General features: G+C 71.3%; 20 protein-coding genes. 16 read left to right on the forward strand and 4 right to left on the reverse strand.

Going from position 1 to position 25,244, the window contains the following annotated elements:
• Window positions 1-61: 61 nt before the first annotated feature.
• From AC0KTA_RS28305 to AC0KTA_RS28315, 3 genes are all read right to left on the reverse strand, one after another.
• A complete protein-coding gene (locus AC0KTA_RS28305) occupies window positions 62-1,423 on the reverse strand; it encodes a DUF58 domain-containing protein (protein ID WP_481051041.1) in 1,362 nt (453 codons plus the stop codon).
• Window positions 1,423-2,442, reverse strand: coding sequence for an AAA family ATPase (locus tag AC0KTA_RS28310; RefSeq protein ID WP_481051042.1), 1,020 nt, complete (start codon window positions 2,440-2,442; stop codon window positions 1,423-1,425). The genes AC0KTA_RS28305 and AC0KTA_RS28310 overlap by 1 nt, the downstream gene beginning before the upstream one ends.
• Window positions 2,443-2,695: 253 nt before the next feature.
• Window positions 2,696-3,259, reverse strand: a complete 564-nt coding sequence (locus tag AC0KTA_RS28315; protein WP_481051043.1) for a beta-class carbonic anhydrase — start codon at window positions 3,257-3,259, stop codon at window positions 2,696-2,698.
• A gap of 420 nt (window positions 3,260-3,679) precedes the next feature.
• Between AC0KTA_RS28315 and rsmH the strand changes: the two genes are divergently transcribed.
• The 16 genes from rsmH to AC0KTA_RS28395 all read left to right on the forward strand — a co-directional run bounded on the left by rsmH (window position 3,680) and on the right by AC0KTA_RS28395 (window position 21,578).
• Window positions 3,680-4,636, forward strand: a complete 957-nt coding sequence (gene rsmH, locus AC0KTA_RS28320; RefSeq protein ID WP_481051044.1) for a 16S rRNA (cytosine(1402)-N(4))-methyltransferase RsmH — start codon at window positions 3,680-3,682, stop codon at window positions 4,634-4,636.
• Between the two features lie 75 nt (window positions 4,637-4,711).
• On the forward strand, window positions 4,712-5,326 hold the full coding sequence (ftsL, locus tag AC0KTA_RS28325) for a cell division protein FtsL (protein WP_481051045.1): 615 nt from the start codon (window positions 4,712-4,714) through the stop codon (window positions 5,324-5,326).
• A 5-nt stretch (window positions 5,327-5,331) separates the two neighbouring features.
• Complete coding sequence (locus tag AC0KTA_RS28330; protein WP_481051046.1) at window positions 5,332-7,356, forward strand: peptidoglycan D,D-transpeptidase FtsI family protein; 2,025 nt, start codon at window positions 5,332-5,334, stop codon at window positions 7,354-7,356.
• 37 nt (window positions 7,357-7,393) lie between these two features.
• Window positions 7,394-9,049, forward strand: a complete 1,656-nt coding sequence (locus tag AC0KTA_RS28335; RefSeq protein WP_481051047.1) for a UDP-N-acetylmuramoyl-L-alanyl-D-glutamate--2,6-diaminopimelate ligase — start codon at window positions 7,394-7,396, stop codon at window positions 9,047-9,049.
• Between the two features lie 4 nt (window positions 9,050-9,053).
• Window positions 9,054-10,484: a UDP-N-acetylmuramoyl-tripeptide--D-alanyl-D-alanine ligase gene (locus AC0KTA_RS28340; protein WP_481051048.1), complete on the forward strand. Its 1,431-nt coding sequence runs from the start codon at window positions 9,054-9,056 to the stop codon at window positions 10,482-10,484.
• The gene (gene mraY / locus AC0KTA_RS28345) at window positions 10,481-11,551 is read left to right on the forward strand and encodes a phospho-N-acetylmuramoyl-pentapeptide-transferase (protein WP_016643657.1); all 1,071 of its coding nucleotides are present in this window, start codon (window positions 10,481-10,483) and stop codon (window positions 11,549-11,551) included. The genes AC0KTA_RS28340 and mraY overlap by 4 nt, the downstream gene beginning before the upstream one ends.
• Window positions 11,533-12,960 (forward strand): UDP-N-acetylmuramoyl-L-alanine--D-glutamate ligase, encoded by a 1,428-nt coding sequence (murD, locus tag AC0KTA_RS28350; RefSeq protein WP_481051049.1) that lies wholly within the window; start codon window positions 11,533-11,535, stop codon window positions 12,958-12,960. Before mraY ends, murD begins: the two co-directional genes overlap by 19 nt.
• Window positions 12,961-13,071: 111 nt before the next feature.
• Entirely contained in the window at window positions 13,072-14,415 is a 1,344-nt protein-coding gene (gene ftsW, locus AC0KTA_RS28355) for a putative lipid II flippase FtsW (RefSeq protein WP_481056589.1), read from the forward strand.
• 6 nt (window positions 14,416-14,421) lie between these two features.
• The gene (murG, locus tag AC0KTA_RS28360; protein ID WP_481051050.1) at window positions 14,422-15,516 is read left to right on the forward strand and encodes an undecaprenyldiphospho-muramoylpentapeptide beta-N-acetylglucosaminyltransferase; all 1,095 of its coding nucleotides are present in this window, start codon (window positions 14,422-14,424) and stop codon (window positions 15,514-15,516) included.
• A gap of 16 nt (window positions 15,517-15,532) precedes the next feature.
• A complete protein-coding gene (locus tag AC0KTA_RS28365) occupies window positions 15,533-16,324 on the forward strand; it encodes a cell division protein FtsQ/DivIB (protein ID WP_481051051.1) in 792 nt (263 codons plus the stop codon).
• A 275-nt stretch (window positions 16,325-16,599) separates the two neighbouring features.
• A complete protein-coding gene (ftsZ, locus tag AC0KTA_RS28370; RefSeq protein WP_481051052.1) occupies window positions 16,600-17,823 on the forward strand; it encodes a cell division protein FtsZ in 1,224 nt (407 codons plus the stop codon).
• A gap of 26 nt (window positions 17,824-17,849) precedes the next feature.
• Entirely contained in the window at window positions 17,850-18,560 is a 711-nt protein-coding gene (gene pgeF, locus AC0KTA_RS28375) for a peptidoglycan editing factor PgeF (RefSeq protein WP_481056590.1), read from the forward strand.
• Between the two features lie 6 nt (window positions 18,561-18,566).
• Complete coding sequence (locus tag AC0KTA_RS28380; RefSeq protein ID WP_481051053.1) at window positions 18,567-19,286, forward strand: YggS family pyridoxal phosphate-dependent enzyme; 720 nt, start codon at window positions 18,567-18,569, stop codon at window positions 19,284-19,286.
• Window positions 19,287-19,415: 129 nt separating this feature from the next.
• Window positions 19,416-20,063: a cell division protein SepF gene (locus AC0KTA_RS28385; protein ID WP_481051054.1), complete on the forward strand. Its 648-nt coding sequence runs from the start codon at window positions 19,416-19,418 to the stop codon at window positions 20,061-20,063.
• Window positions 20,064-20,143: 80 nt separating this feature from the next.
• The gene (locus AC0KTA_RS28390) at window positions 20,144-20,428 is read left to right on the forward strand and encodes a YggT family protein (RefSeq protein ID WP_030361669.1); all 285 of its coding nucleotides are present in this window, start codon (window positions 20,144-20,146) and stop codon (window positions 20,426-20,428) included.
• A 46-nt stretch (window positions 20,429-20,474) separates the two neighbouring features.
• Window positions 20,475-21,578: a DivIVA domain-containing protein gene (locus tag AC0KTA_RS28395; RefSeq protein WP_189732668.1), complete on the forward strand. Its 1,104-nt coding sequence runs from the start codon at window positions 20,475-20,477 to the stop codon at window positions 21,576-21,578.
• Window positions 21,579-21,853: 275 nt separating this feature from the next.
• On the opposite strand, the gene ileS is transcribed toward AC0KTA_RS28395, so the two are convergent.
• Window positions 21,854-24,994 carry an isoleucine--tRNA ligase gene (gene ileS, locus AC0KTA_RS28400; RefSeq protein ID WP_481051055.1) on the reverse strand — a complete coding sequence of 1,047 codons (3,141 nt, stop codon included), beginning with the start codon at window positions 24,992-24,994 and terminating at the stop codon, window positions 21,854-21,856.
• Window positions 24,995-25,244: the final 250 nt, after the last annotated feature.

Genomic DNA, 25,244 nt, shown 5'->3' on the forward strand with positions numbered 1-25,244 from the left:
GCACCCCCCGGGCTCACCGCGAACCCCTCTTCCCACCCGTTGCCCGCATGGTCCCGCCCCCTCATGACCAGCCCCCGGTCGCCGTCCCCGCCGCCGGTCCCGCGCCGGTGCGCAGGCGGTCCGCCTGCCGCCACAGGTCGACCAGCGCGACCCCCGGAGGCACCACGACCGCCGTCCAGCCCGCCTCGTTCAACAGCCGCAGATGGTGCTGCGCCGCCGCGGACGGGGGCGCTCCCGGTCCCTGCGTCCAGGACGCGCCGTCCAGCACGAAGGCGACCGCGGCGCCGCTGCGCTGCCGCATCTTGGCGACGACCTGGGCCTGCTCGTCGTCCAGGTCGCCGAGGAAGGCCACGAGGAGGCCCTCGTTTCCGCCGCGCAGCACGTCGTACGCGCGCGAGAGCCCGGCGTTGTCCGAGTGGTCGATCACGGCGAGCGTGTCCATCATGAGCCCGGCGGCGTCCGCGGACTCCTGGCTCGCGCCCGCGAAGCCGTCGCCGCCCTCACCGGGCAGTGAGTTGCCGGTGTCCGTCAACAGCCGTACCGAGAAGCCCCGTTCGAGCATGTGCACCAGCGTGGAGGCCGTGCCCGACACCGCCCACTCGAAGGCCGAGTCCGGGCCCGCGCCCTGGTAGGCCACGTCCCTGGTGTCCAGGAGCACCGTGCAGCGCGAGCGCTGCGGCTGCTCCTCGCGGCGCACCATCAGCTCGCCGTAGCGCGCGGTGGAGCGCCAGTGGACGCGGCGCAGGTCGTCGCCGTAGCGATACCCGCGCGGGATCACGTCGTCCTCGCCGGCCAGCGCCAGCGAGCGGTGCCGCCCGTCGCCGTACCCCTTGGCCTCGCCTGTCAGCCGCACCGGCGGCAGCGCCTCCACGCGCGGGATGACGGTCAGGGTGTCGTACGTCGAGAAGGAACGGGTCAGCTCGCACATGCCGAACGGGTCGGTCAGGCGGAGCTGGAGCGGTCCCAGCGGATAGCGGCCGCGCAGGTCCGAGCGCACGCGGTACGACACCTCGCGGCGGCCGCCCGCCTCGACCCGGTCGAGCACGAAGCGGGGGCGCGGACCCAGCACGTACGGAACCCGGTCCTGGAGCATCAGGAGGCCCGTGGGCAGCCGCGAGACGTTGTCCATCCGCAGGTGCACGCGCGCCTCCGAACCGGCCGGCACGCGCGCGGGGGACAGCCGGCGGCTGCCCGCGACGCGATAGCGGGTGCGGTAGAGCACGGCCGCGCACACCAGCGGGAGCACCGCGAGGAGCAGGCCGACCCGGAGCAGGTCGCCCTGTCCGAGCACATAGGCGCACACGGCCGCGGCGATGCCCGCCGCGAAGAAGGACCGCCCCCGGGTGGTGAGGCCGGCGAGCGCCGTGCGCAGACCGCCCCGGTCGTCCTCGCCGCCCGCCGTCGGCCTCCCCCCGGCCGTCATCACAGCCTCCGGGCGCCGGGCGGCTGCTGGCCGAAGAAGCCGTCGCCGGGCTGCTTGCCCGCCGGGACGGGCGTGCGCTGGAGGATCTCCAGGACGACCGACTCGGCCGTGCGGCGGTTGAGCTGTGCCTGGGCCGTGGGCAGCAGGCGGTGCGCGAGGACCGCGACGGCCAGGGCCTGCACGTCGTCCGGCAGGGCGAACTCGCGGCCGCTGAGCGCGGCGGAGGCCTTGGCGGCGCGCAGCAGGTGCAGCGTCGCCCGCGGGGACGCGCCCAGACGCAGGTCCGGGTGGTTGCGGGTGGCCGCCACCAGGTCGACCGCGTATCTGCGCACCGCCTCAGCGACGTGGACCGTGCGGACCGCGTCGATCAGCTTCACGATGTCGTGCGCGTGCGCCACCGGCTGGAGGTCGTCGAGCGGCGAGACGCCGCCGTGCACGTCCAGCATCTGCAGCTCGGCCTCCGGGCCCGGATAGCCGATCGAGACGCGGGCCATGAAGCGGTCGCGCTGCGCCTCGGGCAGCGGATACGTGCCCTCCATCTCGACCGGGTTCTGCGTGGCCACCACCATGAACGGGCTGGGCAGTTCGTACGTCTGCCCGTCGATGGTGACCTGGCGCTCCTCCATGGACTCCAGGAGCGCGGACTGCGTCTTCGGAGACGCGCGGTTGATCTCGTCGCCGATCACGATCTGCGCGAAGATCGCTCCCGGTTTGAACTCGAAGTCACGGCGCTGCTGGTCCCAGATGGACACACCGGTGATGTCCGACGGCAGCAGGTCCGGCGTGAACTGGATGCGCCGCACCGAGCAGTCGATGGACCGCGCAAGCGCCTTGGCGAGCATGGTCTTGCCCACGCCCGGCACATCCTCGATGAGCAGGTGCCCCTCCGCCAGGAGCACGGTCAGCGAAAGCCGTACGACCTCCGGCTTGCCCTCGATCACGCCCTCGACCGACCTGCGGACACGCTCCGCGGTCGTGGTCAGATCTGTGAGGCTCGCTCGATCGTCATAGGTCGTCACCCGGCCCTCCTCGGCCCTTCCCCACGCTCGGCAAGGAGCACAGGTTTCCTCTTGTCCCGGGCCGACGCTCGCGTGCGGACCGGCCCACCCCGAAACACGGACACCACGCGTGAATGGTTCAGCGCGACGCCACACACGCATTCTTGTTGGGCTTACCGGTTCGTGTCACTCGCCTGTGGATAACTGGCGGCGTTATGTCAGGTCTTGCCGCCTTTTGGGTACCGGAGATTGTCCGGTACCCGGCATCCGGCGGTCACGCAGGGTCGATCTCCCGCAGGAGTCCCGTCTTCACGTCGAAGACGAAGCCGCGCACGTCGTCGGCGTGCAGCAGGAACGGTGAGGTCCGCACGCGCTGCATGGACTGGCGCACGTCCTGGTCGACGTCGCGGAACGACTCCACCGCCCACGCGGGACGCTGGCCGACCTCCATCTCCAGGTCGTGCCGGAACTCCTCGGTGAGGGACTCCAGGCCGCAGCCGGTGTGGTGGATGAGGACGACGCTGCGGGTGCCGAGCGCCCGCTGGCTGATGGTCAGGGAGCGGATCACGTCGTCGGTGACCACGCCGCCCGCGTTGCGGATCGTGTGGCAGTCGCCCAGCTCCAGGCCGAGGGCGTCGTGCAGGTCGAGACGGGCGTCCATGCAGGCGACCACGGCGACGCGCAGCACGGGGCGGGCGTCCATGCCCGGGTCGGTGAATACGGCGGCGTAGCGCTCGTTGGCCTCGACGAGACGGTCGGTGACCGTACCGCTCTCACGTGCACCGCCGGTGCGTATGGCGTCTTCGGGACCAGTGGGAAGGGATGCGGAAGTCGTCATGACTATGACGGTAATGGTCACGGACTGTGCGGGCCTGCTGTGAGAGCGGACAAAGAACGTCATTGGGCGTTGTTGTGAGCTAACCCACAGGAGTGGGTGGACCACGTCCGAACAGGTGACGACGTGCGGATCGCGCGTTCGTGACGGGCCGGGCCGCGCCGCGCAGGCCGGTTGATTGACCGCGAGACAGGGTGGACTAAAGTGACGCGAAGCGGGAGAGGAGTCCGCTTCCCGCTGGACCGTTCCGGAGATTTTCCTTAAGTCCCCCCACGTGCGCGGCGCGTACGTACGGCTCGGCCTCCTCCCGCTCCCGGTCGGCCGACGCCCCTTCCCCGGCGCCGGCGGGCCGGATTCCCCTTCATGAGCGGGCGGGGACCCGGCCGTGCGTACGCCATCCGCGCCGGACCCTGAGAGGGTGCATTGAGTTCTGCCCGACATGTCCCGGTGATGCTCCAGCGGTGCCTGGACCTGTTGGCCCCGGCGCTCGCGGAGCCGGGAGCGGTGGTCGTCGACTGCACCCTCGGACTCGGCGGCCACAGCGAGGCGCTGCTCGCCGCCTTCCCCTCGGCCCGCCTCATCGCCCTCGACCGCGACAAGGAAGCGCTGCGCCTGTCCGGCGAGCGGCTCGCCCCCTACGGCGACCGCGCCACCCTGGTGCACGCGGTCTACGACGAGCTGCCCGACGTACTGGAGCGGCTCGGCGTCCCGCGCGTGCAGGGCGTCCTGTTCGACCTCGGCGTCTCCTCCATGCAGCTCGACGAGGCCGACCGCGGCTTCGCCTACGCGCAGGACGCGCCCCTGGACATGCGCATGGACCAGACGACGGGGATGAGCGCCGCCGAGGTGCTCAACACCTACCCGGCCGGTGAGCTGGTGCGGATCCTGCGGGCGTACGGCGAGGAGAAGCAGGCCAAGCGGATCGTGTCCGCCGTCGTGCGCGAGCGCGAGAAGGAGCCGTTCAGCAACAGCGCCCGGCTCGTCGAGGTGATCCGCGACGCGCTGCCGCAGGCCGCCAAGCGCACCGGCGGCAACCCGGCCAAGCGCACCTTCCAGGCCCTGCGCATCGAGGTCAACGGCGAGCTGAGCGTCCTGGAGCGGGCCATTCCGGCCGCCGTGAAGGCGCTCGCCGTGGGCGGCCGCATCGCCGTCCTCTCGTACCACTCGCTGGAGGACCGCCTGGTCAAGCAGGTCTTCGCGGCGGGCGCCGCCACCACCGCACCCCCCGGCCTGCCCGTCGTGCCCGAGCGCTACCAGCCGCGCCTGAAGCTGCTCACGCGCGGCGCGGAGCTGCCCACCGAGGAAGAGGTCGCCGAGAACCGCCGGGCCGCACCGGCACGGCTGCGGGGTGCGCAGCGCATCCGCGAGGAAGCCCTGTGAAGGGCGTCCGGGGAGGAAGCCCTGTGAGCGGCCTCTCCGGAGAGGCCCCATGAGCCGCGTCCGCGAGGAGGCCGCATGAGCAAGAAGCCCGAGCTGCGGGGGAGGGCCGCGCGGCTCGCGCGGCTGCTGCCCGCCGGGCCGAGCCAAGCCGCACGCACCCCCTTCGTGCTCCTGGTCGTCCTGCTCCTCGGCGGCGGCCTGATCACGCTCCTGATCCTCAACTCCTCGCTCAACGAGGGCTCGTTCCAGCTCACCAAGCTGAAGAAGGAGACGCAGGAGCTGACCGACGAGGAGCAGGAGCTCCAGAAGGACGTCGACGAGTACGCCGCCCCGGACGCCCTGCAGCGCCGCGCCCGCGAGCTCGGCATGGTCCCCGGCGGCGACCCCGCCTTCCTCAGCCCCGACGGCCGCGTCCGGGGCGTCCCCGGCGCCGCTCCCGGCGTCTCCACCCTGCGCGAGTCCGCGGCCCGCCCGCCCGTGCCGGTCCCGCCGGCCCCTTCGGCCCCTGCCGCCCCACCGGCCCCGCCGACGCCCTCGCCGCAGCCCGCCACCGCAAGCTCCCCGAGCGCGCCCGCCGCCCCGCCGACGCCCGCGCCCCCGACCGGCCCGGCGGGCGCCCCCGCCGCGCCGGACGCACCCCCACCCCCGGCCGCTTCCGCGAAGCCCGCCCCCTCGACCCCCGGCAGGTGACGTAAGTGACGGACCGCCAACCGCCACCCCCGCGGCGCCGCGTCCCCGGCCCGGCACGCCCCGAACGCCCCGCGGCACGGCGGCGGCCGAATTCGGGAGCACGCCCGCCCGCCGCCCGCGGCCCCCGCCCGTCCGCCAGGCCGCCCAAGCCCGCCAAGCCCGCCAAGCCCAAGACCATCCGCCTGGGCAGCCCACGCCCCCGGCTGCGCATGGTCAGCCTCGGCCTGACTCTGGTGATGCTGGCCTTCGTGGTGCGGCTGTTCCAGGTGCAGGCGGTGGACGCCGACGCGTACGCCGCCAAGGCCGAGAAGAACCGGTACTCCAGCCACAAGCTGGCCGCCGAGCGCGGCGCCATCACCGACCGCGGCGGCGTCGAACTCGCCACCAGCGTGGACGCGTACGACATCACCGCCGACCCCACGCTCTTCACGCCGAAGGAGACCAAGACCGGCGACGCGCCCGAGCAGGCCGCCGGGCTGCTCGCGCCCATCCTCGGCGCGGACGCCGACAAGCTCGCCGAGAAGCTCCGTACCCCCAACACCCGCTTCACCCTGCTGGCCCGCCGCGAGACGCCGCAGGTCTGGAAGCAGATCAGGGACCTGCGCGCCACCCTCGCGGACAAGGCGAGCGCCGACCCCAAGGCGGTCAACGTCCTCTCGGGCGTCTTCGCCGTGCCCACCAGCAAGCGCGTGTACCCCAACGACGGCCTGGGCGCCGGGATACTGGGCTGGGTCAACGCCGACGGCAAGGGCGGCGGCGGCATCGAGCAGCAGCTCAACAAGGAACTCGCGGGCAAACAGGGCGAGATCCGCTACGCCCAGTCCGGCGGCCGGCAGGTGCCCACCGCCGGCAGGTCCGAGAAGCCCGCCGTGCCCGGCTCGGACGTCGAGCTGACCATCGACCGCGACATCCAGTGGGCCGCGCAGGACGCCATCGCCGAGCAGGTCAGGAAGTCCAAGGCGGACCGCGGCTACGTGATAGTGCAGGACACCAGGACCGGCGAGGTCCTCGCCATGGCCAACGCGCCCGGCTTCGACCCCAACGACCTCTCGCAGGCCCAGGGCACGAGCCTCGGCAACGCCGCGCTCCAGGACGCCTTCGAGCCCGGCTCCACCGCCAAGGTCATGTCGATGGCCGCCGTCCTGGAGGAGAACGCGGCCACCCCCGGCACCCGCGTGACCGTGCCCAACCGACTGCACCGCGGCGACCGCCTCTTCCAGGACGACATCGACCACCCGACCTGGTATCTGACGCTCAACGGCGTGCTCGCCAAGTCCAGCAACATCGGCACCATCCTGGCCACCGGCGAACTCGGCAAGACGCAGAAGCAGGCCAACAAGGTCCTCCACTCGTACCTGCGGAAGTTCGGCATCGGCAAGGAGACCGGGCTCGGCTTCCCCGGCGAGACCTCCGGCATCCTCGCGCCGCCCGAGAAGTGGTCGACCTCCCAGCAGTTCACGATCCCCTTCGGCCAGGGCGTGTCCATCAACGCGATGCAGGCGGCGTCCGTGTACTCGACCATCGCCAACGGCGGCGTACGCGTCGAGCCGACCCTGGTGCGCGGCACCAAGGGGCCCGACGGCCGCTTCACGCCCGCGCCCGCGCCGAAGAAGACCCGCGTCGTCAGCACCAAGACCGCGCGGACCGTCGCGCAGATGCTGGAGTCCGTCGTCGACGACGAGGAAGGCACCGGAACCAAGGCCCGCATCCCCGGCTACCGCGTCGCAGGCAAGACCGGCACGGCCAACCGCGTCGACCCGAAGACCGGCCGCTACCACGGCTACACCTCGTCCTTCGCCGGCTTCGCCCCCGCCGACAAGCCGCGCGTCACCGTCTACTGCGCCATCCAGAACGCCACGAAGGGCAGCTACTTCGGCGGCCAGATCTGCGGGCCCATCTACAAGAAGGTCATGCAGTTCGCCCTCAAGACGCTCCAGGCACCGCCCACCGGCAAGGCCCCGGCACGGCTGCCGGTGACGTTCGACCCCGGCAGGCCGGACACCCCCGGCCGCCCGCCGAACGGCAGATAGGTCCGGCCCGCAGCGGAGATCCGAACAGGAACAGCCCGTGACGACCATCACGCCCCACCCGGGGAACCGCCCCCCGCCACACCGCCCGCTTCGCTCCGGACGGGTCGCGCCCGGTACGCTCACCGCCGTGCCACACGCTGATCAGTCCCACACCACCCAGAAGGACGCTCCCGTGATCTACCCGGGACCGCCGAGGCCGACCCAGGTCTCCGCCACCCCCCTCGTGGAGCTCGCCGATCAGCTGGGGGCCGCGGCCCCGGGCACGGACGCCGCCATCACCGGGATCACCCACGACTCGCGCGCGGTGCGCCCCGGCGACATCTACGCCGCGCTGCCCGGCGCCCGCATGCACGGCGCCGACTTCGTCGCCCAGGCCGCCGACCTCGGTGCCACCGCGATCCTCACCGACCCGACGGGCGCCGACCGCGCCGCCGCCACGGGGCTGCCGGTGCTCGTCGTCGCCGACCCGCGCGCGAGCATGGGCGAGCTGGCCGCGACGGTGTACGGCCACCCGGGCCGCGACCTGCTGCAGATCGGCATCACCGGCACGTCCGGCAAGACCACCACGGCGTACCTGATCGAGGGCGGCCTCAAGGCCGTCCGCAGCACCGGACTCATCGGCACCGTCGAGATGCGCATCGGCGAGGAGCGCATCAAGTCGGAGCGCACGACGCCCGAAGCCACCGACCTGCAGGCGCTGTTCGCGGTGATGCGCGAGCGCGGCGTCGAGGCGGTCGCGATGGAGGTCTCCAGCCACGCCCTCGTGCTCGGCCGGGTCGACGGCTGCGTCTTCGACGTCGCCGTCTTCAACAACCTCAGCCCGGAGCACATGGAGTTCCACTCCGACATGGAGGACTACTTCCGGGCCAAGGCGCAGCTCTTCACCAAGCGGCGCGCCCGGCTCGGCGTGGTCAACTTCGACGACGAGTACGGCCGCCGGCTCGTCACCGAGTCCGAGATCGCCGTCACCACCTTCTCCGCCGAGGGCCACCCGGACGCCGACTGGCGCGCCGAGGACGTCGAAGTCGGGCCGATGGACTCGACGTTCACCGCCGTCGGCCCCAAGGGCGAGCGGATCGCCGCCACGTCGCCGCTCGCCGGTCCCTTCAACGTCGCCAACACCCTCGCCGCGATCGTGACCCTCGCCGTCGCCGGGATCGACCCGCAGCAGGCCGCCGACGGCATCGCGGCGGTGCCGGGCGTCCCCGGCCGCCTGGAGCGCGTCGACGCAGGGCAGCCCTACCTCGCGGTGGTGGACTACGCCCACAAGACGGACGCCGTCGAATCGGTCCTGCGCGCACTGCGCAAGGTCACCGAGGGCCGGCTGACGATCGTGCTCGGCTGCGGCGGCGACCGCGACCAGACCAAGCGGAAGCCGATGGGCGCCGCCGCGGCCCGGCTCGCCGACAGCGCCGTACTGACTTCCGACAACCCCCGCGGCGAGGACCCCCTCGCCATCCTCGCGACGATGCTCGCGGGCGCCGCCGAGGTGCCCGCCCACGAGCGCGGCGACGTCGCCGTGTTCGAGGACCGGGCCGCCGCCATCCGCGCGGCCGTCGCCCGCGCCGAACCCGGCGACACCGTTCTCGTCGCGGGCAAGGGCCATGAGCAGGGCCAGGACATCGCCGGTGTGGTCCGTCCCTTCGACGACCGCCAAGTGCTTCGCGAAGCTATCGAGCAAACCCAGGGATGAAGTTGTGATCGCCCTCTCCCTCGCCGAGATCGCCACCGTTGTCGGCGGGCAGACGTACGACATACCGGATCCGCAGGTCCGGGTGACCGCGCCGGTCGTCCGGGACTCCCGTGAGGTGCGGCCCGGCGGCCTGTTCGCCGCCTTCGTGGGCGAGCGCGTCGACGGGCACGACTACGCCGCCCAGGTCGTCGGGGCGGGCGCCGTTGCCGTGCTCGCCTCGCGGCCGTGCGGGGTGCCCGCGATCGTCGTCGACGACGTGCAGACGGCGCTCGGCGCCCTCGCCCGGCACGTCGTCGCCCGGCTCGGCGCGACCCTCGTCGCCCTCACCGGCTCCGCCGGCAAGACCAGCACCAAGGACCTCGTCGCCCAGGTCATCGGCCGCAAGGCACCCACCGTGTGGACGCCCGGATCGCTCAACAACGAGATCGGCCTGCCGCTGACCGCGCTGAGCGCCACCGACGAGACGAAGTTCCTCGTCCTGGAGATGGGCGCCCGCGGCATCGGCCACATCCGCTACCTCACCGAGCTGACGCCGCCGCGGATCGGCCTCGTCCTGAACGTCGGCACCGCCCACATCGGCGAGTTCGGCGGCCGCGAGCAGATCGCGCAAGCAAAGGGTGAGCTCGTCGAGGCGCTGCCCGCCGACGGCGCCGCGATCCTCAACGCCGACGACCCCCTCGTACGCGCGATGGCCTCTCGTACGAAGGCCCGGGTGCTGCTCTTCGGAGAGGCCGAGGACGCCGACGTACGCGCCGAGAATGTCCGGCTCACCGAGAACGGACAGCCCGCCTTCACGCTCACCACACCCACCGGGTGCAGCGACGTGCGGCTGCGCCTGTACGGTGAGCACCACGTGTCGAACGCGCTCGCCGCGGCCGCCGTCGCCCATGAGCTGGGCATGTCCGTGGACGAGATCGCCCTCGCGCTCTCCGAGGCGGGCACGCTGTCCCGCTGGCGGATGGAGGTCACCGAGCGCCCGGACGGCGTGACGGTCGTCAACGACGCCTACAACGCGAACCCCGAGTCCATGCGAGCGGCCCTGCGCGCGCTCGCGGCCATGGGCCGAGCCGCACAGGCCGAGGGAGGGCGCACGTGGGCGGTGCTCGGTCACATGGCCGAGCTCGGTGACGACGGGCTCGCCGAGCACGACGCGGTCGGGCGCCTTGCCGTCCGGCTGAACGTGAACAAGCTCGTGGCAGTCGGGGGCAGGGAAGCGTCCTGGCTCCAACTGGGCGCATACAACGAGGGTTCGTGGGGTGAGGAGTCGGTGCACGTGTCCGACGCACAGGCGGCGATCGACCTGCTGCGCAGCGAGCTGCGCCCAGGAGACGTCGTGCTGGTGAAGGCGTCCAGATCGGTCGGTCTCGAACGGGTCGCCCTGGCGCTGCTCGACGACTCCGCCGCGTCTTCGGAGGGGCAGGTCGCCGGCCGATGAGGCAGATCCTCTTCGCGGGTGTGATCGGGCTCTTCCTGACCCTGGTCGGTACGCCCCTGCTGATCAAGCTCCTGGCCCGCAAGGGCTACGGCCAGTTCATCCGGGACGACGGCCCGCGCGAGCACCACAGCAAGCGCGGTACGCCGACCATGGGCGGCATCGCCTTCATCCTGGCCACGCTCATCGCGTACTTCCTCACGAAGTTCATCACCGGCGGGGAGTTCACGCTCTCCGGCCTGCTGGTGCTCTTCCTGATGGCGGGCATGGGCCTGGTCGGCTTCCTCGACGACTACATCAAGATCGTCAAGCAGCGCTCGCTGGGTCTGCGCGCCAAGGCGAAGATGGCAGGACAGCTGATCGTCGGCATCGGCTTCGCCGTGCTCGCGCTGAACTGGCCGGACAACCGCAACCAGACCCCGGCCTCCACCAAGCTGTCGTTCGTCACGGACTTCGGCTGGTCGATCGGCCCGGTCCTGTTCGTGGTCTGGGCGCTGTTCATGATCCTCGCGATGTCGAACGGCGTGAACCTCACCGACGGCCTCGACGGCCTCGCCACCGGCGCCTCCGTGATGGTCTTCGGCGCCTACACCTTCATCGGCGTCTGGCAGTACCAGGAGTCCTGCGCCAACGCGAACACGCTCACCAACCCGGAGGCGTGCTTCGAGGTCAGGGACCCGCTCGACCTCGCGGTCGTGGCCTCCGCGCTGATGGGCGCCTGCTTCGGCTTCCTGTGGTGGAACACCTCGCCCGCGAAGATCTTCATGGGCGACACCGGCTCGCTGGCCCTCGGTGGTGCGCTCGCCGGTCTCGCGATCTGCTCCCGCACGGAGCTGCTGCTCGCGCTCCTCGGCGGCCTCTTCGTCCTGATCACCATGTCCGTGGTCATCCAGGTCGGCTCCTTCCGCCTCACCGGCAAACGCGTCTTCCGGATGGCGCCACTCCAGCACCACTTCGAACTCAAGGGGTGGTCCGAAGTCCTTGTCGTGGTCCGCTTCTGGATCATCCAGGGCATGTGCGTGATCGTCGGACTCGGACTCTTCTACGCAGGGTGGGCGGCCACCAAGTGACCACCGACTGGCAGGGCAAGCACGTCACCGTCGCGGGCCTCGGCGTCTCCGGCATCCCGGCGGCCCGGGTCCTGAACGGCCTCGGCGCGGCCGTCACGGTCGTCAACGACGGCGACGACGAGCGTTCCCGTACGCAGGCCGCCGAGCTGGAGGCGGAAGGTATCGCCGTCCGCCTCGGCGACGGCGCGACCCTGCCCGAGGGCACCGACCTCGTCGTCACCACGCCCGGCTGGAAGCCCGACAAGCCGCTCTTCGCCGCGGCCGCCGCGGCCGGCGTCGAGGTGTGGGGCGACGTCGAGCTGGCCTGGCGCCTGCGCGGCCCCGATGCCGCCCCGTGGCTCGCGGTCACCGGCACCAACGGCAAGACCACGACCGTCCGGATGCTCGCCGCCATGCTGGAGGCCGCGGGCCTGCGCACCGCCGCCGTCGGCAACATCGGCGTCTCGCTCCTCGACGTCGTCACGGGCGAGCAGGAGTACGACGTCCTCGCGGTCGAGCTCTCCAGCTACCAGCTGCACTGGGCGCCCTCCGTGCGCGCCCACTCGGCGGTCGTCCTGAATCTGGCCCCCGACCACCTCGACTGGCACGGCTCCATGGAGGCGTACGTCGCCGACAAGGGCCGGATCTACGAGGGCAATCGGGTCGCCTGCGTGTACAACGCCGCCGACAAGGCCACCGAGGACCTGGTCCGCGAGGCCGACGTCGAAGAGGGCTGCCGCGCCATCGGTTTCACGCTGAACGCGCCCGCCCCCTCCCAACTCGGCGTCGTGGACGGCATCCTGGTCGACCGTGCCTTCGTGCCGGACCGCCAGCAGCAGGCCCAGGAGCTCGCCGAGGTCGCGGACGTCTCGCCGCCCGCCCCGCACAACGTCGCCAACGCCCTGGCCGCGGCGGCCCTCGCGCGCGCCTTCGGCGTACCGGCCGCGGCGGTGCGCGCGGGCCTGCGGGCCTTCCGCCCGGACGCCCACCGCATCGAGCACGTGGCCGACGTCGACGGCGTCGCGTACATCGACGACTCCAAGGCCACCAACACCCACGCCGCGCAGGCGTCGTTGGCGGCGTACGAGGGAATCGTCTGGATCGCCGGCGGCCTCGCCAAGGGCGCCACCTTCGACGAGCTGGTCGCGGGCGCGGCGAAGCGGCTGCGGGGCGTCGTCCTGATCGGCGCCGACCGCGCGCTGATCCGCGAAGCGCTCGCGCGACACGCGCCCGAAGTACCGGTCGTGGACCTCGACCGGACGGACACTGGGGCGATGTCCGAGGCGGTACGGCAGGCGGCGCGGCTCGCGCGGCCGGGGGACACCGTCCTGATGGCTCCGGCCTGTGCGTCGATGGACATGTTCACCAACTACAACAAGCGTGGTGACGCGTTCGCGGCAGCCGTCCGCGAACTCGGCGCGAGCGCCTGACGGCGGGCCCTGCGTGGTCCGGGGGCGCCCGGCACCCGAAGGAGGGCACGTGGCAGCCGTGGGAACGCCGTCGTGGCGGGGGTTTCGTGGACGGCCGGGCGCCGGTACGGGATGCGTGTGCGCCGGCGCGGGGCGGCACTGATGGCCGGGCGGGCGCCCGTGCGCACCCCGCGCACCCCGAAGCGGCCACCGCGGCCGCGGGCCACCCCGGTGGTGCGCGAGAACTCGCTGCGGCGGCTCTACGACCGGGCCCGCAAGGCCTGGGACCGGCCGCTGACCGCGTACTACCTGATCCTCGGCAGCAGCCTGCTGATCACCGCGCTCGGCCTGGTGATGGTCTATTCGGCGTCGATGATCCAGGCGCTGCAGCTCAACCTGCCCGCCTCCTATTTCTTCCGCAAGCAGTTCGTCGCCGCGGTCCTGGGCACGGGGCTGCTGCTCATCGCCATGCGGATGCCGGTCAAGCTGCACCGGGCGCTGTCCTATCCGATTCTCGCGGCCTCCGTGTTCCTGATGGTGCTCGTGCAGATTCCCGGGATAGGGCGCAGCGTCAACGGCAATCAGAACTGGATCTATTTGGGGGGCCCTTTCCAGCTCCAGCCCAGTGAGTTCGGCAAGCTCGCGCTGGTGCTGTGGGGCGCCGACCTGCTGGCGCGCAAACAGGACAAGCGCCTGCTCACGCAGTGGAAACACATGCTGGTGCCGCTCGTTCCCGTCACCTTCATGCTGCTCGGCCTGATCATGCTGGGCGGCGACATGGGCACGGCGATCATCCTCACCGCGATCCTCTTCGGTCTGCTGTGGCTCGCGGGCGCGCCGACGCGGCTGTTCGCGGGCGTCCTGAGCATCGCGGCCGTACTCGGTGTGATTCTCATCAAAACGAGCCCCAATCGCATGGCCAGGCTCGCCTGCCTGGGCGAGACCGAGCCGGGCCCCAGCGATCAGTGCTGGCAGGCCGTGCACGGCATCTATGCCCTGGCCTCCGGCGGATTCTTCGGTTCCGGTCTCGGCGCCAGTGTGGAAAAATGGGGTCAACTGCCCGAACCGCACACCGACTTCATCTTCGCCATCACCGGGGAGGAACTCGGTCTGGCGGGGACACTGTCGGTGCTCGCCCTGTTCGCGGCTCTAGGCTATGCGGGTATCCGCGTGGCCGGACGCACGGAGGACCCCTTCGTGAGGTACGCCGCGGGAGGCGTGACCACCTGGATCACGGCCCAGGCCGTGATCAACGTAGGTGCGGTGCTCGGTCTGCTGCCGATCGCCGGTGTCCCGCTCCCGCTGTTCTCCTACGGGGGCTCGGCCCTGCTGCCGACCATGTTCGCCATCGGGCTCCTCATCGCCTTCGCGCGTGAGGACCCCGCGGCGAAGGCGGCCCTGGCCATGCGGCAACCTCGGGTGAGATGGAACACGATGCGACGGCGCGTCAAGGCGCGTTCGTCCGGAGAGCGGTGAATTTCGGTGCATGTCGTACTCGCCGGTGGGGGGACCGCCGGCCACATCGAGCCCGCGCTTGCCCTCGCGGACGCCCTGCGCAGGCAGGACCCGACCGTGGGGATCACGGCCCTGGGCACGGAGCGCGGCCTCGAGACCCGACTCGTACCCGAGCGGGGCTATGAACTCGCCCTGATCCCCGCCGTACCCCTGCCGCGCAAGCCCACGCCCGAGCTGATCACGGTGCCGGGCCGGCTGCGGGGCACCATCAAGGCGGCCGAGCAGATCCTGGAGCGCACCAAGGCCGACTGCGTGGTGGGCTTCGGCGGCTATGTGGCGCTGCCCGGCTACCTCGCGGCCAAGCGCGCGGGGGTGCCGATCGTGGTGCACGAGGCCAACGCGCGCCCCGGCCTTGCCAACAAGATCGGCTCCCGGTACGCCTCCGCGGTCGCGGTCTCCACGCCCGACAGCAAGCTGCGCGGCTCGCGCTACATCGGCATCCCGCTGCGCCGCACCATCGCGCTGCTCGACCGCGCCAAGGTCCGCCCCGAGGCCCGCGCGGCCTTCGGCCTCGACCCGAACCTGCCCACGCTGCTCGTCTCCGGCGGCTCCCAGGGCGCCCGGCGCCTGAACGAGGTCGTCCAGCAGGTCGCCCCGGTCCTGCAGCGCGCGGGCATCCAGATCCTGCACGCCGTCGGCCCGAAGAACGAAATGCCGTACGTGGAGAACATGCCCGGGATGCCCCCCTACATCCCGGTACCGTACGTGGACCGGATGGACCTCGCGTACGCCGCGGCCGACATGATGCTCTGCCGCGCGGGCGCGATGACCGTCGCCGAGCTCTCCGCCGTCGGACTCCCGGCCGCCTACGTCCCGCTGCCCATCGGCAACGGCGAACAGCGGCTGAACGCCCAGCCGGTGGTCAAGGCGGGCGGCGGGCTGCTGGTCGACGACGCGGAGCTCACTCCCGAGTGGGTCCAGGGCAACGTCCTGCCCGTGCTCGCCGACCCGCACCGGCTGTACGAGATGTCCCGCGCCGCTTCGGAGTTCGGGCGCAGGGACGCCGACGACCTGCTCGTCGGCATGGTGTACGAGGCGATCGCGGCACGCCGCAGCGCGTGAGAGAAGGCAGGGGACCGTGGCCGGACCGAGGACCGCCGAACGGCGAGGGGCCAAGTCCGGCCCGCCCCGCCCCCGCTCACGCCGCCTCCGGCTGCCCCGACCGCGCGTCCTGATCGCCGCCGTGGCCGCCCTCGCCGTGCTCGCCGGGGGCGGCGCCTGGGTGCTCTACGGCTCGCCCTGGCTCAGGGTGGAGCAGGTGACGACGTCGGGGACGATGGCGCTCAAGCCGCAGGAGGTGCGGGAGGCCGCGGACGTCCCGCTCGGCGGACCGCTGATTTCGGTCGACTCCGGAGCCATCGAGGACCGGCTGCTGAGAAAATTGCCCCGAATTGACTCGGTTGATGTCGTGCGCTCATGGCCCCACGGAATCGCACTGAAAGTGACCGAGCGCACTCCGGTTCTGCTCATGAAAAAGGGCGGAAAGTTCATCGAAGTGGACGCAAAGGGCGTTCGTTTCGCCACGGTCGAGAAGGCCCCGAAGGGCACCCCGCTCCTGGAAATGGCGACGAGCCCATCGGGCGGCGCCGCCGCGAGCCTCCGCCGCTTCGACGCGGACCGGCTGCGCCGCGAGGCCGTGCGCGTGGTCGCCGCGCTGCCCGGCGCGGTGGCCGCACAGACCCGTACCGTCAAGGTCCGTACGTACGACTCCATCTCGCTGGAGTTGCGCGACGAGCGCACGGTCATGTGGGGGAGCGGTGAGAAGGGGCGCGCAAAGGCCGAGGCGCTCACCGCGCTGATGAAAGCAGTCCCGAAGGCACGGCACTTCGACGTGAGTGTCCCCACCGCCCCTGCGTCATCAGCCAGTTGACGTACATCAGCGCAGGCCAGCACCCTGGATGGGCAGCCCCGCGCCTGATCACATAGGGTGAAAAGAAAAACGGGAGGTTCGGCGTGTTCGTTGAACGTGCGCCACTTGTCGACTTAGTGTCCTGTTCGGAAGAGTCCAGGGAACAGACACACTGGTAACCCTAAACTTCAGCGTTAGGGTTCGGGTCGGCGTTCGGACCGTCCCATTCGGCATCAGTCGTCGTATCGCTCCAACGCGAGACGGCGACACGTAACTCGAGGCGAGAGGCCTTCGACGTGGCAGCACCGCAGAACTACCTCGCAGTCATCAAAGTCATCGGTGTCGGCGGCGGTGGTGTCAATGCCATCAACCGGATGATCGAGGTCGGTCTCAAGGGCGTCGAGTTCATCGCCATCAACACCGACGCGCAAGCCCTGTTGATGAGCGACGCCGACGTCAAGCTCGACGTGGGCCGTGAACTCACCCGCGGACTCGGCGCAGGAGCCAACCCGGCCGTCGGCCGCAAGGCCGCCGAGGACCACCGCGAGGAGATCGAGGAGGTCCTCAAGGGGGCCGACATGGTCTTCGTGACGGCCGGTGAGGGCGGCGGCACCGGCACGGGCGGCGCGCCCGTGGTCGCCAACATCGCGCGATCGCTCGGCGCCCTGACGATCGGTGTGGTCACGCGACCGTTCACCTTCGAGGGCCGCCGCCGCGCGAACCAGGCGGAGGACGGCATCGCCGAGCTCCGCGAAGAGGTCGACACCCTCATCGTCATCCCCAACGACCGGCTCCTGTCCATCTCGGACCGCCAGGTCAGCGTGCTCGACGCCTTCAAGTCGGCCGACCAGGTGCTCCTCTCCGGTGTGCAGGGCATCACCGATCTCATCACCACGCCCGGCCTGATCAACCTCGACTTCGCCGACGTCAAGTCGGTCATGTCGGAGGCCGGTTCGGCACTCATGGGCATCGGCTCGGCCCGCGGCGACGACCGCGCGGTGGCCGCCGCCGAGATGGCGATCTCCTCGCCGCTCCTGGAGGCGTCCATCGACGGCGCCCGGGGCGTCCTGCTCTCCATCTCCGGCGGCTCCGACCTCGGCCTGTTCGAGATCAACGAAGCGGCCCAGCTGGTCAGCGAGGCGGCACACCCCGAGGCCAACATCATCTTCGGCGCGGTCATCGACGACGCGCTCGGCGACGAGGTCCGGGTCACCGTCATCGCGGCGGGCTTCGACGGCGGTCAGCCTCCGTCCAAGCGGGACACCGTCCTCGGCTCGGCGTCCGGCAAGCGCGAGGAACCCGCGACCCCGGCCCGCCCGAGCGAATCGTCCCGCCCCGCCCCGGCCTTCGGCGGCCTCGGCAGCGTCACGCGCGAGGACCCGGCCCCGGCCGAGAAGCCCGAGCCGGCCCCGGCGAGCGAGCCCCCGGCCACGCCGGTCACGCCGCCGCAGGTCCCCTCGACCCGTCTGCACCAGGACAGCCAGGCCGAAGAGCTGGACGTGCCGGACTTCCTGAAGTGATAGACGAGCGCTCCGCGACGAGCACCGTGAGCGGCGCCCACTTCGCCTTCACCGACCGGTGGGGCGGGGTGAGCGCCGTTCCGTACGAAAAGCTCAATCTCGGCGGCGCGGTCGGCGACGACCCCGAAGCCGTACGGCACAACCGTGAGTTGGCCGCGAAGAACCTCGGCATCGACCCCGCGCGCGTGGTCTGGATGAACCAGGTGCACGGCCGGGACGTCGCCGTCGTCGACGGGCCGTGGGACGCCGACGAGGTCATCCCCGCCATCGACGCGGTCGTCACCGCCCGGCGCGGGCTCGCCCTCGCCGTCCTCACCGCCGACTGCACCCCGGTGCTGCTCGCCGACCCGGCCGCGGGAGTCGCCGCGGCCGCGCACGCGGGCCGCCCGGGCCTGGTCGCCGGGGTGGTGCCCGCGGCCGTCGAGGCCATGGTGCGCCTCGGCGCCCGGCCGGAGCTGATCGTGGCCCGCACCGGGCCCGCCGTCTGCGGCCGTTGTTACGAAGTGCCCGCGGACATGCGCGCCGATGTCGCCGCCGTGGAACCCGCGGCGTACGCCGAGACGAGCTGGGGCACGCCCGCGGTCGACGTGACCGCCGGGGTGCACGCGCAGCTCGACCGGCTCGGGGTGCGCGACCGGGAGCAGTCGCCGGTGTGCACGCTGGAGTCGGGCGACCACTTCTCGTACCGCCGCGACCGCACGACCGGTCGGCTCGCGGGCTATGTCTGGCTGGACTGATGGGGCATGACGGACCGTAAGGCGGAACTCGCCGGAAATCTGGCGAAAGTGGAAGAGCGCATCGCGGCGGCCTGCGCCGCCGCGGGTCGCAAGCGCGAAGAAGTGACCCTGATCGTGGTCACCAAGACCTGCCCCGCGAGCGATGTGCGGTTTCTCTCGGAACTCGGCGTGCGCGACGTCGCCGAGAACCGCGACCAGGACGCGGCGCCGAAGGCCGCGGACTGCTCGGATCTGCCCCTGCGTTGGCACTTCGTGGGCCAGTTGCAGACCAACAAGGTGCGCTCCGTGGTCGGTTACGCGAACGTGGTGCAGTCGGTCGACCGGCCGAAGCTGGTCACGGCCCTGTCGGCGGCCGCCGTGCGCGCCGGGCGCGAGGTCGGCTGTCTGCTCCAGGTCGCGCTGGACGCGGGGGCCAGTGGACGGGGCGACCGCGGCGGCGTCGGGCCGGGCGGGATCGAGGAGTTGGCAGGTCTCGTGGCCGACGCTCCGGGGCTGCGGCTCGACGGTCTGATGACGGTCGCGCCGCTCACCGGGGAGTACGCGGGACGGCAACAGGCGGCGTTCGAGCGGCTGATGGATTTGTCGACTGCCCTGCGCGTGGCCCATCCGGCTGCGAACATGGTGTCGGCAGGGATGAGTGCGGACCTCGAACAGGCCGTGGCGGCCGGTGCGACACATGTGCGCGTCGGTACGGCGGTACTCGGAGTCCGACGCGGGCTCGGGTAACGTCGCCAGGAAGTCGGACCACAGCAGAAAATATGGTCATTCCCGCAGTTCGGCGGGGATGCCTCGTGGATCGCGGGCAGTTGATGACGACGGACCTCTCGATCCACCACAGAGCGGAGGACTCAGAGCATGGCCGGCGCGATGCGCAAGATGGCGGTCTACCTCGGCCTCGTGGAGGACGACGGTTACGACGGTCGGGGATTCGACCCCGATGACGATTTCGAGCCCGAGCCGGAGCCCGAGCGCGACCGCAGGCGGCACGAACCGCCCCACCAGTCGCACCAGTCCCACTTGTCGGACCGGGACTTGGATCGGGATGAATCGGTACGAGTGGTACAGCCTCCGGCGCCGCGCGACCCGGCGCCCCGCGCCGCTTCAGTTCCCGCCGAATCGGGACGACCGGCGCGAATCGCCCCCGTGGCATCCATCACACCTGAACGCCAGAGCCTGGAGAAGAACGCACCGGTGATCATGCCCAAGGTCGTGTCCGAGCGTGAGCCCTACCGCATCACCACGCTCCACCCCCGGACCTACAACGAAGCCCGTACCATCGGGGAACACTTCCGCGAAGGCACCCCGGTGATCATGAACTTGACGGAGATGGACGACACGGACGCGAAGCGACTTGTCGACTTTGCCGCCGGTCTCGTCTTCGGTCTGCATGGCAGTATCGAGCGAGTGACGCAGAAGGTGTTCCTGTTGTCGCCTGCTAACGTCGATGTCACGGCGGAGGACAAGGCCCGCATCGCAGAGGGCGGGTTCTTCAACCAGAGCTGAGACGCAAGTGCAGTAGACGGCAGTTACCGGATCGACACAGCACAGACTCGACTGAGAACAGGGGAGAGGGAAACGCGAACATGGGCGTGGTCTTGCAAGTGATCTACATCGCGCTGATGTGTTTCCTCATCGTGCTGATCTTCCGACTGGTCATGGACTACGTCTTCCAGTTCGCCCGCTCATGGCAACCCGGCAAGGCGATGGTGGTCGTTCTGGAGGCCACCTACACTGTCACCGATCCACCGCTCAAGCTTCTGCGGCGGTTCATTCCGCCGCTGCGTCTCGGGGGCGTGGCGCTCGACCTGTCCTTCTTCGTACTGATGATCATCGTCTACATCCTGATCTCCGTCGTGAGCCGGCTGTGAACGATACGGTCTTGCCGAATGCCGACGACTACGTTGAGGTGAAGAGATGCCGTTGACCCCCGAGGACGTGCGGAACAAGCAGTTCACGACCGTCCGCCTCCGAGAAGGCTATGACGAGGACGAGGTCGATGCCTTCCTCGATGAGGTCGAAGCCGAACTGACCCGCCTGCTCCGCGAGAACGAGGACCTGCGCGCCAAGCTGGCCGCCGCCACGCGCGCCGCCGCGCAGAACCAGCAGCAGGGCGGTATGCGCAAGGGCCCCGGCGGTCCCGGTGGCCCCGACGGGCCGCAGGACCAGCGCGGTCCGGGCGCTCCTGTGCCCGCCGCTATATCGGGTCCGCAGCCGGTGCCGCCGCAGCAGCAGCACCCGATGGGCGGCCCGCCGCAGCTTCCGGGCGGCGCGCCGCAGCTTCCCGCGGGCCCCAGTGGGCATGGTCCGCAGGGAGGCCCGCAGGGCCCGGGCCCGATGGGTCAGGGTCCGATGGGTGGCCCCATGGGCGGTCCCATGGGTGGCCACGGTCCGCAGATGCCCCAGCCCGGTCAGGGTCCCGGCGGTGACAGTGCCGCGCGCGTGCTCTCGCTCGCGCAGCAGACCGCCGACCAGGCGATCGCGGAGGCCCGTTCCGAGGCCAACAAGATCGTCGGTGAGGCGCGTTCGCGTGCCGAGGGTCTGGAGCGGGACGCCCGTGCCAAGGCCGACGCCCTGGAGCGGGACGCGCAGGAGAAGCACCGTGTCGCGATGGGCTCCCTGGAGTCCGCCCGCGCCACGCTGGAGCGCAAGGTCGAGGACCTGCGCGGCTTCGAGCGCGAGTACCGCACGCGGCTGAAGTCGTACCTGGAGTCGCAGCTGCGCCAGCTGGAGACCCAGGCCGACGACTCGCTGGCCCCGCCGCGGACCCCGGCGACCGCCTCCCTTCCGCCGTCCCCCGCGCCTTCCATGGCGTCGGCCGGCGCGGGTGCCCCGTCCTACGGCGGCAACCAGTCGATGGGTGGCAACCAGTCGCAGGGTGCGCCGTCCTACGGCGGGCAGCAGCAGATGTCGCCCGCGATGACGCAGCCGATGGCGCCGGTGCGGCCGCAGGGGCAGCAGCCCATGCAGCAGGCGCCCTCGCCGATGCGCGGCTTCCTCATCGACGAGGACGACAACTGACGGGCGTCACCACGCCTTAGGCGTCGGCAGCCGTAAAGGGCGGGGCCCCCGGAATTCCGGGGGCCCCGCCCTTTTGCGCTGCTCCGGGAGCCGGGAGCCGGGAGCCGGGAGCCGGGAGCCGGGAGCGGGGAGCGGGGGGCCGGGTGCCGGGGGCACAGTGGCACCAACTGCTGCCGCAGAAACGTTCACCTGTGCGCGGGCACGCAACGCCGAAGGCCCGGTCCCGCCAAGATTTTTTGGCGGGACCGGGCCTTCGGGCTTTCCGGGCGGGGGAGTTACGCCTTGCGCAGGCGGAACGTCAGGGACAGGGACGGGTCTTCGAACGGCGTGCCGTACGTGTCGTCCGCCTCGCCGGAGGCGAAGTCCGTGGCCAGGACCTCGTCCGCGATGAGGGCCGCGTGGTCGGTCAGGGCCGTGACCACTGCCGGGTCGGTGGCCGTCCAGCGCAGGGCGATGCGGTCCGCGACGTCCAGGCCGCTGTTCTTGCGGGCCTCCTGGATCAGGCGGATCGCGTCCCGGGCCAGGCCCGCGCGGCGCAGCTCGTCCGTGAGCTCCAGGTCGAGGGCGACCGTGGCGCCGGAGTCGGACGCCACCGACCAGCCCTCGCGCGGGGTTTCGGTGATGATGACCTCGTCCGGGGCGAGAGTCACCGTCTCGCCGTCGACCTCCACCGACGCCGTGCCCTCGCGCAGGGCGAGGGACAGCGCGGCCGCGTCGGCCTCCGCGACGGCCTTCGCCACCGCCTGGACGCCCTTGCCGAACCGCTTGCCGAGGGCACGGAAGTTGGCCTTAGCGGTGGTGTCGACCAGGGAACCACCGACTTCGGAGAGCGACGCCAGCGAGGAGACGTTGAGCTCCTCGGTGATCTGGGCGCGCAGCTCGGCGTCGAGCGTCTCGAACTCGGCGGCCGCCACCAGCGCGCGGGACAGCGGCTGACGGGTCTTGACGCCGGACTCGGCGCGCGAGGCGCGGCCCAGCTCGACGAGGCGGCGGACGAGCACCATCTGCCGGGACAGCTCGGGGTCGATCGCCGACAGGTCCGCCTCCGGCCAGGAGGCCAGGTGCACCGACTCCGGAGCGTCCGGCGTGACCGGCACGACCAGGTCCTGCCAGACGCGCTCGGTGATGAACGGCGTCAGCGGGGCGAGCAGGCGCGTGACCGTCTCGACGACCTCGTGCAGCGTGCGCAGCGCGGCCGCGTCGCCCTGCCAGAAGCGGCGCCGCGAACGGCGTACGTACCAGTTGGAGAGGTTGTCGACGAAGGCGGACAGGAGCTTGCCCGCGCGCTGGGTGTCGTAGGCGTCCAGGGCCTGCGTCACCTGGTCGGTGAGGGCGTGCAGCTCGCTGAGCAGCCAGCGGTCGAGCAGCGGGCGGTCGGCCGGCGCCGGGTCGGTGTCCGAGGGGGCCCACTTCGACGTACGGGCGTAGAGCGCCTGGAAGGCGACCGTGTTCCAGTACGTCAGGAGGGTCTTGCGGACGACTTCCTGGATGGTGCCGTGGCCCACGCGGCGGGCCGCCCACGGGGAGCCGCCGGCCGCCATGAACCAGCGGACCGCGTCGGCGCCGTGCTGGTCCATCAGCGGGATCGGCTGCAGGATGTTGCCCAGGTGCTTGGACATCTTGCGGCCGTCCTCGGCGAGGATGTGGCCGAGGCAGACGACGTTCTCGTAACTCGACTTGTCGAAGACGAGCGTGCCGACGGCCATCAGCGTGTAGAACCAGCCGCGGGTCTGGTCGATGGCCTCCGAGATGAACTGCGCGGGGTAGCGGCTCTCGAAGAGCTCCTTGTTCTTGTACGGGTAGCCCCACTGCGCGAACGGCATCGAGCCCGAGTCGTACCAGGCGTCGATGACCTCCGGCACGCGCGTGGCCGTCCGCTCGCACTGGGGGCACGGGAACGTGACGTCGTCGATGAACGGGCGGTGCGGGTCGAGGTCCGACTGGTCGGTGCCGGTCAGGTCGGTGAGCTCCTGGCGGGAGCCGACGCAGGTGAGGTGGTTCTCCTCGCAGCGCCAGATGGGCAGCGGGGTGCCCCAGTAGCGGTTGCGGGACAGCGCCCAGTCGACGTTGTTGGTCAGCCAGTCGCCGAAGCGGCCGTGCTTGACCGAGTCGGGGAACCAGTTGGTCTTCTCGTTCTCCTGGAGGAGGCGGTCCTTGACGGCCGTGGTGCGGATGTACCAGGACGGCTGCGCGTAGTAGAGGAGCGCGGTGTGGCAGCGCCAGCAGTGCGGGTAGCTGTGCTCGTACGCGATGTGCTTGAAGAGCAGGCCGCGGTCGCCGAGGTCCTTGGTGAGGGCCTCGTCCGCCTTCTTGAAGAAGACACCGCCCACGAGCGGTACGTCCTCTTCGAAGGTGCCGTCCGGGCGGACCGGGTTCACGACCGGCAGGCCGTACGCCCGGCAGACCTTGAGGTCGTCCTCACCGAACGCGGGGGACTGGTGGACCAGACCGGTGCCGTCCTCCGTGGTCACGTAGTCGGCGTTGACGACGAAGTGCGCCGGGGCGGGGAACTCCACGAGCTCGAAGGGGCGCTGGTACGTCCAGCGCTCCATCTCGGCGCCCGTGAAGGTCTGGCCGGTGGCCTCCCAGCCCTCGCCGAGGGCCTTCTCCAGGAGGGGCTGGGCGACGACCAGCTTCTCCTTGCCGTCGGTCGCCACTACGTAGGTGACGTCCGGGTGCGTGGCGACGGCCGTGTTGGACACCAGTGTCCACGGGGTGGTCGTCCACACCAGGAGGGCCGCTTGGCCCGCGAGGGGGCCACCGGTCAGCGGGAAGCGGACGTAGACGGACGGGTCGACGACCGTCTCGTAGCCCTGTGCCAGCTCGTGGTCGGACAGGCCCGTGCCGCAGCGGGGGCACCAGGGGGCGACGCGGTGGTCCTGGACGAGGAGGCCCTTGTTGAAGATCTCCTTCAGGGACCACCAGACCGATTCGATGTACTCGGGGTTCATCGTGCGGTAGGCGCCGTCGAGGTCGGTCCAGTAGCCCATGCGGGTCGTGAGCTCGGCGAAGGCGTCCGTGTGGCGGGTCACCGACGCGCGGCACTTGGCGTTGAACTCGGCGATGCCGTACGCCTCGATGTCCTTCTTGCCGTTGAAGCCGAGCTCCTTCTCGACGGCGAGCTCGACGGGCAGGCCGTGGCAGTCCCAGCCGGCCTTGCGGGCGACGTGGTAGCCGCGCATGGTGCGGAAGCGCGGGAAGACGTCCTTGAAGACGCGGGCCTCGATGTGGTGCGCGCCGGGCATGCCGTTGGCCGTGGGCGGGCCCTCGTAGAACACCCACTCGGGGCGGCCCTCGGACTGCTCCAGGCTCTTGGCGAAGATCTTCTGCTCGCGCCAGAAGTCGAGCACGGCGTGCTCGAGGGTGGGCAGGTCGACCTGGGCTGGCACCTGGCGGTACTGCGGCGGCGGTGTCATGTTCGCGCTTCCTCCGGCGGACGTTCTTCCCTTCCGTCGGAGGGACGAGAAGTCGCGCTGCTGCGCTCGCTCCCGCGGTACCACCCTCCTTGGCCCTCCTGGCGCGGTCGGCGCCGGGGAAGGCCCCCTCATTGGGGTCGCGATGCCGGGTCTACCGGCCTGGTCCGTCCCGCAGGGGCTGGGTCAGGCTTTCTTCCGGCGGCTCCGGGGTGATCTTCACGTCGCGCTCGCCCCCGGGCTCACACCGTCC

This window comes from Streptomyces sp. Y309, from assembly GCF_056712025.1.